This window comes from Sphingobacterium sp. Lzh-3, from assembly GCF_046764375.1.
Lineage (GTDB): Bacteria > Bacteroidota > Bacteroidia > Sphingobacteriales > Sphingobacteriaceae > Sphingobacterium.
On record NZ_CP177226.1, the window covers coordinates 2,159,577 to 2,171,491 of the forward strand.

The 11,915-nt window shown below is 37.5% G+C and carries 12 protein-coding genes; 5 read left to right on the forward strand and 7 right to left on the reverse strand.

Annotated elements, in window-relative coordinates; translation table 11 throughout:
• Positions 1-186 precede the first annotated feature (186 nt).
• The 5 genes from ACLCDV_RS08890 to ACLCDV_RS08910 form a co-directional block, all read right to left on the reverse strand.
• Complete coding sequence (locus ACLCDV_RS08890; RefSeq protein ID WP_336834679.1) at positions 187-720, reverse strand: NADPH-dependent FMN reductase; 534 nt, start codon at positions 718-720, stop codon at positions 187-189.
• A 558-nt stretch (positions 721-1,278) separates the two neighbouring features.
• Positions 1,279-1,812: a GNAT family N-acetyltransferase gene (locus tag ACLCDV_RS08895; RefSeq protein WP_317667599.1), complete on the reverse strand. Its 534-nt coding sequence runs from the start codon at positions 1,810-1,812 to the stop codon at positions 1,279-1,281.
• A 69-nt stretch (positions 1,813-1,881) separates the two neighbouring features.
• Positions 1,882-2,451 (reverse strand): hypothetical protein, encoded by a 570-nt coding sequence (locus tag ACLCDV_RS08900; RefSeq protein ID WP_317667598.1) that lies wholly within the window; start codon positions 2,449-2,451, stop codon positions 1,882-1,884.
• A gap of 19 nt (positions 2,452-2,470) precedes the next feature.
• Complete coding sequence (locus ACLCDV_RS08905; protein WP_333575629.1) at positions 2,471-2,869, reverse strand: hypothetical protein; 399 nt, start codon at positions 2,867-2,869, stop codon at positions 2,471-2,473.
• Between the two features lie 201 nt (positions 2,870-3,070).
• Positions 3,071-3,721 (reverse strand): hypothetical protein, encoded by a 651-nt coding sequence (locus tag ACLCDV_RS08910; protein ID WP_411973455.1) that lies wholly within the window; start codon positions 3,719-3,721, stop codon positions 3,071-3,073.
• A gap of 474 nt (positions 3,722-4,195) precedes the next feature.
• Here ACLCDV_RS08910 and ACLCDV_RS08915 point away from each other — a divergent pair, with 474 nt between their 5' ends.
• On the forward strand, positions 4,196-4,894 hold the full coding sequence (locus ACLCDV_RS08915) for an RNA ligase family protein (protein ID WP_411973456.1): 699 nt from the start codon (positions 4,196-4,198) through the stop codon (positions 4,892-4,894).
• On the forward strand, positions 4,852-6,003 hold the full coding sequence (locus tag ACLCDV_RS08920) for an AAA family ATPase (protein ID WP_411973457.1): 1,152 nt from the start codon (positions 4,852-4,854) through the stop codon (positions 6,001-6,003). Before ACLCDV_RS08915 ends, ACLCDV_RS08920 begins: the two co-directional genes overlap by 43 nt.
• 205 nt (positions 6,004-6,208) lie before the next feature.
• Here ACLCDV_RS08920 and ACLCDV_RS08925 read toward each other — a convergent pair whose 3' ends face one another.
• The gene (locus tag ACLCDV_RS08925; protein WP_411973458.1) at positions 6,209-6,703 is read right to left on the reverse strand and encodes an STM3941 family protein; all 495 of its coding nucleotides are present in this window, start codon (positions 6,701-6,703) and stop codon (positions 6,209-6,211) included.
• Positions 6,704-6,991: 288 nt separating this feature from the next.
• Between ACLCDV_RS08925 and ACLCDV_RS08930 the strand changes: the two genes are divergently transcribed.
• Positions 6,992-7,564: a Crp/Fnr family transcriptional regulator gene (locus ACLCDV_RS08930; RefSeq protein WP_317667593.1), complete on the forward strand. Its 573-nt coding sequence runs from the start codon at positions 6,992-6,994 to the stop codon at positions 7,562-7,564.
• A gap of 32 nt (positions 7,565-7,596) precedes the next feature.
• Here the strand turns inward: ACLCDV_RS08930 and ACLCDV_RS08935 are convergent, their stop codons facing one another.
• Positions 7,597-8,082 carry a hypothetical protein gene (locus ACLCDV_RS08935; RefSeq protein ID WP_317667592.1) on the reverse strand — a complete coding sequence of 162 codons (486 nt, stop codon included), beginning with the start codon at positions 8,080-8,082 and terminating at the stop codon, positions 7,597-7,599.
• 855 nt (positions 8,083-8,937) lie between these two features.
• Here ACLCDV_RS08935 and ACLCDV_RS08940 point away from each other — a divergent pair.
• Both ACLCDV_RS08940 and ACLCDV_RS08945 read left to right on the forward strand, forming a co-directional pair.
• The gene (locus tag ACLCDV_RS08940; protein ID WP_411973459.1) at positions 8,938-10,329 is read left to right on the forward strand and encodes a DUF1080 domain-containing protein; all 1,392 of its coding nucleotides are present in this window, start codon (positions 8,938-8,940) and stop codon (positions 10,327-10,329) included.
• A gap of 11 nt (positions 10,330-10,340) precedes the next feature.
• Positions 10,341-11,756 carry a Gfo/Idh/MocA family protein gene (locus ACLCDV_RS08945; RefSeq protein WP_411973460.1) on the forward strand — a complete coding sequence of 472 codons (1,416 nt, stop codon included), beginning with the start codon at positions 10,341-10,343 and terminating at the stop codon, positions 11,754-11,756.
• The last annotated feature ends 159 nt before the right edge of the window (positions 11,757-11,915 follow it).

Genomic DNA, 11,915 nt, shown 5'->3' on the forward strand with positions numbered 1-11,915 from the left:
GGCCTGATTCGCTTATTCTTTGCTATTTCTTTGTCGTTTTATTGGTGTTTTATTGGTGTTTCTTTGCTTTCAAAGCAAAGAAAGGGTAAGCAAAAAGTCAATCCTATGCAAAGTAAAATGTACCTAGTACATAACATTAGTTGTGCAAAACCCACAAAAGGGAAATAGATTTTTAGCGGAATGCCGCTAGGAGGAAATTTGTTGCTTAAAGTCCGCTATTTTTTCCTTTAGACTATTGAGGTGTTCAGGACTGATTACGCCATTATCCTGATCAAAATTTTCGTAAAATTTGGGAAGCGAAAATGTTTCTTTAATGATTGCTCCAAACTGCGGGAAAAATTTCTGCGCTTCGGCCATCACATTTCCACCACCATAACCTCCTGGCGAAGTTGTCATAAGCAACATGGGTTTATCCTGGAAAACTTTAACATTTATTCTAGATGCCCAGTCAAATACATTTTTAAATGCTACGCTATAGGAGCGATTGTTCTCTGCGAGAGAGCAAATGATCATGTCACTGGAGGCTATATGATCTAGGAAAAGCTGTGCTTCCTGTGGGAATCCATTCTTTTCTAGGTCTACAGAAAAGACAGGCATGTTATAGTCATTCAGGTCGATCAAATTAATCTCGTGCCCCTGGAAGCTTTTGAGTACAAATTTGACCAATTGTTTGTTAATTGATGTGGAAGAATTACTCCCAGCGAATGCAAATATTTTCATGTTTTATCCTTTATGATTATCAGTTGTTTAAATTTAGTCAATTTCTCGAAACAATTAGAGATTTAGACTTGACTTGTCGTTTCTGATAGGTTTTGATTATATGGTATAATTTTTTGAAGTCCTCGCTATGCATATTTCGTTCATTTATTATCATGATTAAATTATCTGTTGCCTGAAGTTTTATGGTTCTGAATTTAAAATATTTTTTCTCCTTACTAAATAACTTTATGATATTAAACGGATTCCAAAAGTGATTCATATCAATCACTTTTTTTGTATATCTGGTTATATGACACATATTTAAATCCTTTCGATATAATCCACCTAAGTTTACTTTGGTAAGTGTATCTCCAGATATTTCGAAGTGCTCAAATCTCCAAACGCCTGTAAATATGATGAGCCCACAGCAAGTATCCCATATTATTCCTAACAGAGAAATAGAATACTTAGAAATTATTATTGGGAATATAGCAATACAACCAAAAAGAAGAATAAGTATAGGAAATGTATGATCACAGCGCAACTTGATATTCTTTTTATCCATGAGAAATTGCTGTTTTATTTTTCCGATTTAAAAATAGCGTATAATGGGATATCGTAATACCGGCCATCTTTCTTTAAATGTTGTTTTAACAGTGCCTCTTTTTTCATTCCTATTTTTTCCATGACTTTTCCCGATGCTGGATTATGGGGGAAGTAGGTCGCAAAGATTTTGTTAAAGTTTAATTCTTTAAACCCAAAATCAATGATTGCTTTTGCAGCTTCAGTGACATAACCTTTATTCCAGTAAGGAATAGCAATCCAGTATCCCAACTCAGCCTTATCCGAGCCTTCATCATGCAGACCAATAGCTCCGATCAGTTTTTTATCTTTATTTCGAATAGCAAAGGTGAATCCTTTACGATTGACAAATGCTTCTTCCGCTAATTTAAGCCAGTATTCAGCATCCTCCTTTCGGTAGGGATAGGGGATGTTCGATGTGAAGTCCGAATAGACCTTATCTTGCAGATAGTCTACAATCTGTGGAATATCAGTCGGGTCTATTGCGTTAAGAATAAGTCGTTCTGTCTCTAATTGTGGGAAATCTTTCATCTGATTAAGTCTTCAGTATGGCTAAAATGAAATTAGGGGTTATTTAGTTTTTATAAATGTAGGAAAGTTTTATGAGATTCTTTTACTAATATTTTTTCGGGTGTGATAACTATAAATTCCAGTAATAGTGATTAAGATCAAAGTTATCAATAAGCCTATATATACGTTGAAGAACATATGGACCAGTGTAAAACCAATGAGTCCAATTAGGATTTCTAAAAAAGCTTCCTTTATACGGGACGGAGGATTTGAGTTCTCAAGGTATCGGGTATACTCTTCTACAATTGGTCGATCGGTATCGGTCCAATCAAAATGCGATAGTTCTACAGAGGAGACCCAAATTGCTTGGACATATTCTAGCATGGCAACTTCGCCAGAAGAAAAGGTGCAGAGAACAGGATAGCGGCATAGTGCCAGATTTTTATGGCCTTGTTGCGTCATTTCTAAGGGCCTTCCGACAAGAACATCTATACTTAGCTCTTCCCTGATTTTGAGCGATAAATTTGCTTTCGTTGGCAGGTGGGATTCGGTTATGCGACCAGGAAATTCCCACTTTAAAGCATGCGTCGCCGATGGCGGGCGCTGACAAATGAGTACCTTATCGTCCTTCCTTATGATCGCACAAGTCAAATAATGCATAACGGTTTAAAGATAAACATTAGGAGCTAGATTCTTTACTTTCAATCTGATGACTTTCAAACAGCTCGATGCGGCCTTCAATAACCAATAAATAAAAGTTTTCAAAACAATCCTGATAGATCTTTTGTTCCAATGATTTTATTTCTTCAAAGAGATGTTCTTTCGCTACTGCAGCGTAACATAGCTCATTTTTTGATGTTGTTATCGTTTCTTGGCAAGGTGTATCGTGAAGCTGCTTGTACAGGTCGCCTAAATCTGAAATGTCTTCACTGCGGTGGTAGGAGGGATGAAACCATACCCAAAAGTCTTCTTGATTTTTATAGGGATGCGGTAATAATTGAACAGACGTATTTCTGAATAGATCTCCTGGATGCTTTTTATAACGGAAATGAGTGGCTGTGGTCTTTAAACTATTCATAAAGTTAATTTGTTTGTAGGTTTACAAAAAATAATTCAAGAATAAAGATGTCATCTTAAATATAGGTATTTTTTTTAATATTAAAAATTTACAGTTGACGTTAGCACTAATTAGATCGCGATATGATACATAATACCATAGTTACAAAGCTGCACTTGAGCTATTCCGCTAAAAAATGTAAATCGTATTCATTGTATGTTATCATCCCCAGAGCATTTTGATGAGAACGGATATTGTGAATACGAATAATCCGATATAGAATATGTTTGTCCCATGTTTTCTGTCATGATCTGAATAGGAAAATATCCGTTCGCCATTCGGTAGGCTCTTTCTGGAACTAAACAACATATAGCCGATTACAATTCCTAAAAGTCCACCTAGAAGAGCTGAAATATAGCCGAAAATAACCCAATACTTCTGCTGCGGTTCCGGTTCCCGTAGTTGCATGAGCCGTTCCTGTTTCAAAAGATCAAGCTTTTGCTGATCGATCTCTTTCCCTCTTTTTAATAGAATTTCTCTAGCCAGTGCGTAGTCTAATTTGTTCCATTCGTCGGGTTTTTGAAGAATTTCTAAGAGCTCTTGGTCGGAAAACTGATACAGATAATGGTCGTCTTCAACCAAGGGGAGAGACTGCATTTCCTGCTCTTCTAAAATAGATTCTGCATTTGCAAAATTGGCAGGATCTATTTGAATCTCATATTGAAATCCAACCGTGTTTCCAGAAAATGTAATATCCACAGGGGGTACATTATCTGCCAACCGCGTTGTTACACCTTTTTCCGAAAGTAGTTTATGACATTTTTGAGCTTCTTCTAAACTAGAGAACCTTTTTAACACGATATATGTATCCATGTGATCAATTATTTTTTAATCCCTGTATTTATGATCATTTGACAGTCCAATGTTGTATGCAATCTTGGCTATTTGCCGTAACACCGCAAAATCGGACGTGAATGGTTAAATAATGGATTAATTATGTAGTGTCTTTTTTGAATAAAGTTAATAAAGCCGGTTTGATACTCTTCAGCTTAAAGTAGTAAAATCAAATTCTATTTTATAGAAATAAAAATAGAATCCCAGCTAAAAGATGAAGAAACATTTGATTCATCACATTTTTGCTGGTATTCGTCACATTTTTCTGTTTTATGTTTTTAAAATAAATTTAATACTTTTGCAGCAATAGATCATTTGTGTTGTCATTTTTTAAAATTAAAGTCATGTAATGCATTGTCGATATTTAGGAAGAAAGTAAACAACGGGATGTACCCGATTTGTTTACCCTATACCTATGTCTTCAATTTTTTAATATGGATTTAAATTTTAAAAATGGAATCAACAAAATATGGTCGTACCTATCATTTCCCATTTTCGCCAGGGACAAGCAGCGACGATCGTTTTAATCAACATTATTGGAAGGATATACAATCTTTCCATAAACTGTTATTTACAGAAAAATTAGATGGTGAAAATAATTGCCTTTCACGGCGTGGAGTATTTGCACGATCCCATGCAGCTCCGACCACGTCGCCATGGACGGCTCAGCTTCGGGAGCATTGGTCTAGATTAAAAAACGATCTGGATGATTTAGAGTTTTTTGGTGAAAATCTTTATGCTGTGCATTCTATCGAATATGTGCAACTTGAGCACTATTATTATGTTTTTGCTGCTCGAATTAAAGATCAGTGGCTTTCATGGGAAGAAGTTACTTTTTATGCCAGTTTATTTGATTTGCCTACTGTGCCTGTTTTAAAACTCGAAATTGTAAAGGATTTGACTGAGTTAGAACTTCGGCGTTCAGTCGAAAATTTGGCCATGCAGTCTTCTAAATTTGGATCGGTTGACCCTAAAACTGGAGAAGCATGTACGATGGAAGGGTTAGTCTGCAGAAATGCTGATGCGTATACTGTCAGTGAATTTCAGCACAATGTTTTTAAATATGTTAGAAAAGGACATGTGCAGACCGACGAACATTGGACAAAATCATGGCGAAGAACAAAAATGATTTGGGAAAGGAGGGATTTCTAATGGAATGGACAATAGCAGTAAATAAGAATTGGTCGGCTTTAGGGAAGCAATTTTCTTGGGTCAGGGATATGGAACAGGTACAACAAGACCCTTTACATCATGCCGAAGGGAATGTCGCGATTCATACCCAAATGGTATTACAGCAGCTGGAAGGATTGCCTGAATACCGGAATCTGGATTATCAAAAGCAGGAGCTCCTCTGGGCTTCCGCTTTATTGCATGATGTCGAGAAGAGATCAACGACAATTGTCGCTGCAGATGGTCGTATCAGCTCTCCAAATCATGCCAAAAGAGGAGCACAGACCGCACGGGAGATTTTATTTCGTGATGTGGAGACCCCTTTTGCATTACGGGAGGAAATTGTCGCATTGGTACGCTATCATGGATTGCCATTGTGGTTGATGGAAAAAGTCGATCCAATGAAGAGCGCCTTGGAGGCGTCATTGAGTGTCAATATGGGCCAACTTAAGTTGTTGGCCGAAGCAGATGCTAAAGGAAGGTACTGTGCCGATTTGGATGCTTTGCTCTACGCATTGGATATGTTCGAACTGTATAGTAAAGAGATTGGCTGCTGGGATGCCACACGTTCTTTTTTGTCCGAAAATGCACGATTTACATATTTTAATGGAAACAATAGCTATGTTGATTATGTGCCTTTTGATACATTCAAATCCACCGTGACTGTACTTTCAGGTTTGCCGGGAATGGGAAAAGATTATCAGATTTTAGCGATGAATACTGACCTCCCTGTTATTAGTTTGGATGACATCAGACGCAAATATCGCATTGATCCTACTGATAAAAAGAGAAACGGATGGGTTGTACAGGAAGCAAAAGAGCAGGCAAAAAAATACTTACGCTGTGGACAGGATTTTATCTGGAATGCCACCAATATAACTTCCCAGATGCGAAAACAATTGATCGATCTTTTTGTCAGCTATCAAGCTTATGTGAAATTGTTATACGTTGAAAAACCCTATAAGATTTGGCGCGCGCAGAATAGCGATAGAGAGTACCCACTACCAGAAACTGTCTTGGATAAAATGCTTCATAATTTGGAAGTTCCCCAGTTAACAGAAGCCCATGAGGTTATCTATATTACCGCGTAGATGGTTTTTTACGGTTGAACCGCTAATATTTTTGAATTGATTTTAAGAATTAAATAAAGTACTAAATCTCAAAATTTTGCGTTTTTATAGCAAGGATATTTTCTGATGTAACCGTGTTAGATATAATAAATGCGAATCAGCCCACTTATATGGATAAGGGGCTGATTTTTTTAGACTACCTTTTTTGGGGAACGCCGATGTACAGCTACATTTTTAGTCGCTGTAGCAACAGAGCCATAAGCTCCTTTTCTTTGATATCGATGACATCTATATCGATCCAAAAAGATGCAGGTTTTGTTGATAGATTACGGTCAATAAAGCTTAATAAATGAATTAGACGGCTTGTTTTTTCTTTTTTTAGCGATGAAAGGTCATTTAGTTTTATAAAAATAGAATTTGTCCGATATAAACCAGTAACAAAATAATCGATATCCGTCCATGGGATTTGCTTCGGTTTCAATATGCTGTTGTTTAGTAATATATGCTCATCTATAATGAGTGCGGCCTCTCCTCTTCGATAGCGGTTTAACTGTTGTAGTTTAAGATAAAAAATCGATGCGGCCACGAGTACCCATATCGTCGAGGTTAGTTTAAAAATAAAATCATAGTATAACCAGGCATATAACCCAATGACTGCTGGAAGAAAACATAGCAGCATGCTAATGATAATTTTTCCTTTGCTAAAATTAATTTTGATCATTGCTTTCTCTTTTTTCAAAAAGTACAAACTCTGCAAAAAATGGAGCCTGCCATTTTCATCATAGCTCCAATCTGTTAATCATATTATTGGAGCACCTGTTATAAAGGTAGGGGGTAAAAGCCATTGAAACTATTCCGATTTATGAATCGTGCTTGTTGAATGATTATTCGTATTACTTGAATTTATCTTGTCATCCCTTCCGTATTGGCTTAATTGAAATGGTACCGCGTGTCTTTTTTTTGATAAAATGAATGAGTAGCTTTGTTTGTACAATAAATTGATGGACTGTTGGAAGAACTTAAAGAACATTTGAAGAAATTTATCGATATCGATCCGATTGAATTAGAGGAAATATTGAGTTACTTTAAGATGAAATCGGTCGCGAAAAAAGAAAACATACTGGAAGAAGGTCAGGTTTGCAAATATCATTTTTTTGTATTGAAAGGTGTTTTACGTAAATTCTTTGTCAATGAAAAAGGTGTTGAACAAACAACTGAATTCGCTATAGAAAATTGGTGGATGACAGATAATATGGCTTTCGAACATAAGCTTGTCACTTCGTTTTACATTCAGGCGGTGGAAAAGTCCGATGTGGTTTATATCAGCCAAGAAAATCAGGAAAAATTGCTCGCGGCATTTCCTGTCATGGAACGATATTTTCGCTTTGTGTACCAAAGAGCATATGCTGCGGCACAAATGCGGGTTAAGTACCTATTTTCGTTATCCAAAGAGGAATTTTACCATGATATGCGCCGTAAATATCCCCAATTTGTCCAACGTGTTCCGCAATACCTCATTGCCTCATACCTGGGGTTCACACCAGAATATTTAAGTGAAATCCGAAAAAAAATAAACTTCTGAAAAACCTGCTAAAATCTTACTGTAATTACAGGTTAATAGCATTGGTCCGAATCTGCAATACGGAAGGGTTGAATTTGAAATTGAATGTTGTGTTCGTTAGCATAATCTTTAGCTAATTTCTCGAATTTTTCCATTGCCTTTTCTTCCGAAACTGCAAAACAATGCAGGTTTAATTCCAGCGGTTTCTCAGAGGTTGCTGGATCGATGCGCAGTTGCTCAACTTCAGAGAGGACGACGGCAAAAGAAGTCTTACAGATCTCAACTTCTAAATGTGGCCCCATTAATTGAGATGAAATGCTATAATAAGAATCGTTATTTTGGATTTCTTCTTGAAAGGGGTCTAAATAGGTCGTAACAATAGATCGATAACCATATTTAGCATTACCAAAAAAGTGATCAATATATTCCTGTGCTTTTTCATATGTTGAGAAGACACCTTCCAGATTGGTGAATAAATCTGGATCTTCTTTTACTTCTTTTGAAACTACTGTATATACCTTAATGGGGTTGGTTGTCATATTTTATATGCTACTGTTTGTACATTAAGTAAAAGTAAGTTTTTCTGCAAAAAAACTAATTTAGACTTTTGTCTATGAGCGATTCTAAGATAAAATCCTCGTTTTAAAATAAAAAATTTCCTTTGTTAACTTTTAGCCTGTTTAGAGCAGGTGTTTGTGCTTTAAAGTTGTATATAATTTTCGTATTCTCCAAATTTTTTACTGATTGTTTTTATTTGCTTTTCCAATATAATATAAATTGCTCGTATAAGTACCTCAATGAACGAATTATCGCATTTTATTTGAAGTTTGTAGCATCTCTCCATATTTATGGGGGATTAGTTAGGTACCATCTCATTACTTTGGTATGATCAAATTCGTACTGTAAGCAGGTTGAGTCCACAGTGATTCCACTTTATAACTGTGCATTCACTGTGGATCCATATTACTTACATAGTAGGAGCATAGGGGTGTTGAACCTAATTTGTCCATACGCTATTATAGGTAGTAACCGAGGCCTATTTTGCATAATTTATCCGGAACATTGTTGTGTCCCTTATTTGACAGGTCATAAATAATTGGGCTTGACTGTGCTCGCTCTATGTTTGAATGAAATGATCTGTTTGTTATACTGATTCAAACGTTTTCGTAAATAAATCATATCATTTAATTCATTTCGCTTATATTAATTAATATATTGTTTGACTAAGTCAATTGAATCAATAGCCAATAAGTAAATAAAGTCCTATCCGGCTTGAAAGTTACACGTAGCACCGTCTACAGGTTTTCAATTTAGGAGGTCTCGATTTTGTTCTGATTGACGAACCAATGATGAATAAATAAACCGGGTTGATAGACCCAAGATTAAATTTTACAATGAAAAGAAATGCACTATTTAAATCTGTTTTAATGGCAGCTATGGTCAGCAATGCTGTCTTGTCGTATGCTCAGGCAGATAAAAGTAATGAGAAAGGTTGGACAAACCTTTTTGATGGAAAAACGCTAAATGGTTGGAAATCTGTTGGAGGAAAAGCTCCTTATTCTATAGAGGGAGATGCTATCGTAGGTCGAATGACAAAAGGTACGCCCAATTCTTTTTTAATCACGGAAAAAGAATATGGTGATTTCATATTGGAGCTGGATGTTAAACTTGAGGGTAATGAAACAAACTCAGGTATTCAGACCCGAAGCCATCTTGATCCAAAGGCTAACGATGGGCGCGGACGTATATATGGAAGGCAAGTAGAAATAGACCCCTCTGCCCGTGCATGGACAGGTGGAATCTATGATGAGGCGCGTCGTGGATGGATTTATCCACTCGATTTAAATGAAAATGCTAAAAAAGCTTATAAAGTAGAGGAATTCAATCATATTCGAATTGAAGCCATTGGTGATGAACTGCGCACTTGGATCAATGATATTCCTGTTGCTTATGTCGTTGATACGATCGATAGGTCTGGTTTTATCGGCTTGCAGGTGCATGGTATTCCACCTAAACTGGACGGAAAGAAAGTGTACTTTAAGAATATTAAAATAAAAACAACCGACCTCAAATCAAAAGGTTTTCCAAAAGATCTTTATATCGTGAACTTGAAGCCAAATGACTTGGCTGATGCTGAAAAGAAGAAGGGGGTTAAGCTTTTGTTTGACGGTAAAACCAATAAGGGCTGGCGGAGTATACATGGCGATAAATTTCCGGAACGTGGCTGGGAAGTTAAGGATGGACAAATGACTGTTCTGAAATCCGACGGTGGAGAATCAACCAATGGTGGTGATATCGTCACAAAAGATAAATACGCTGTGTTTGATCTTTCATTTGAATTTAAGCTTAGTCCGGGAGCAAATAGTGGCGTTAAGTATTTTGTGACTTTAAAAGAAAAATCAAAAGGATCTGCTATTGGTTTGGAATATCAGGTGCTGGATGATGCTTTACACCCTGACGCGAAGTTGGGACGCGATGGAAATCGTACGTTGGCATCGCTTTATGATCTCATTACGTCCAATCGTGATGATCGCGCACGTAGACCGATCGGTGAGTGGAATAGAGGTCGGGTTGTTGTTACAGCAGATAACAAAGTTGAACACTATTTAAATGGAATTAAGATGCTGTCTTATGAGCGGGGCTCAAAAGCGTTTAAAGACTTGGTTCAGATCAGCAAATATAAAGATTGGGAAAACTTTGGCGAAGCGAAGGAAGGTTTTATTCTTCTCCAGGACCACGGTGATCGTGTGTCATTTCGCAGTATCAAAATCAATACACCGAATTAAGCTTATCTCTTATGAATCATTATTTATCGCGCAGAAGCTTTGTTAAACAGTCTGTTATCGCTGCAGGAGCTGTGATGTTGTCTAATAGCGTCTTGGGAAATGTCAATTTGGCCAAGCCAAATGAGCGTGTCAATCTGGCCTGTGTAGGCTTGGGAAATAGGGCTGCCGACATCATTAAAGAGCTCTATAAAACAGGACTTTGTAATATTGTTGCGCTCTGTGATGTTGATCTTGGTGCGAAACATACGCAGGAAATTTTGGGAATGTTTCCCGATGCACCTAAGTTTAAGGATTTTCGGGTGATGTTTGACAAAATGGGAAATCAGATCGATGCTGTAAGTGTCGGGACTCCCGACTTCTCGCACTTTGCCATAACAATGCTTGCACTGGATTTGGGTAAACATGTTTACGTGGAAAAACCTATGGCGAGAACATTCCTAGAAGTTGAACTGATGGCAAATAAAGCCCGGAAAAACCCTAAACTTGCTACCCAAATGGGAAATCAGGGGCACTCCGAAGCCAATTACTTTCAGTTTAAAGCCTGGAAAGATGCCGGTATTATTAAGGATGTGACGCGCATTGATGCACACATGAATATGCCGCGTAGATGGCATGGCTGGGATGTGAATATGAAGGGTTTTCCTGCCGCTGAAATGGTGCCCGAAACATTAGATTGGGATCTTTGGCAAATGCAGACCATAGGCCATAATTATAATAAGGATTTTGTGAATGGTCAATGGCGCTGTTGGTATGATTTTGGAATGGGTGCATTGGGCGATTGGGGTGCACATATATTGGATACAGCGCATGAATTTTTAGATTTGGGGCTTCCGACAGAAGTGTCCGCGGTGAAGCTCGATGGGTATAATTCCTATTTTTTCCCCATGTCTTCGACCTTGAAATTTCATTTCCCAAAAAGGAAAAAGATGCCAGCTGTAGATATCAATTGGTATGATGGACTGGATAATTTGCCACCTATACCGGAAGGCTACGGTGTATCCGGACTGGATCCTAATATTCCTGCACCAAGTACAGGGAAATTGGAACCCGCCAAATTAAATCCTGGGAAAATTATCTATAGCAAGGATTTGATATTCAAAGGTGGTTCCCATGCCAGTACCTTGCAGATTATTCCCGAAGCGAAAGCTAAGGAAATGGAGTCTCGGTTACCGGAAGTGCCAAAATCACCGTCAAATCACTTTGCTAATTTCTTAAAAGGTTGTAAAGGCGAAGAAAAGACCCGCTCGGCTTTTGAAATTGCAGGTCCTCTGAGCCAAGTATTTTGTTTGGGTGTAATTGCACAACGCTTAAACAGCAAGTTGATCTTGAATACACAGACAAAAGAAGTGACGAATGATAAGTTTGCCAATGCACTCTTAGCTGGACCTCCACCTGCGAGAGGCTGGGAGCAGTATTATAAGATGTAATGGACCATTAACTGGGCATAGAAAGTAAAGGGCAATGTGAACATTGCCCTTTTTTTTTGAAATGAAAAGTCTTTCCTGAAATGTACGATTTGCCTGCTCTTTATATAAAAGAGCTGGAAAGTCGAAAAAAGCTGATAATCCTAAGCAAATTGAGACAAA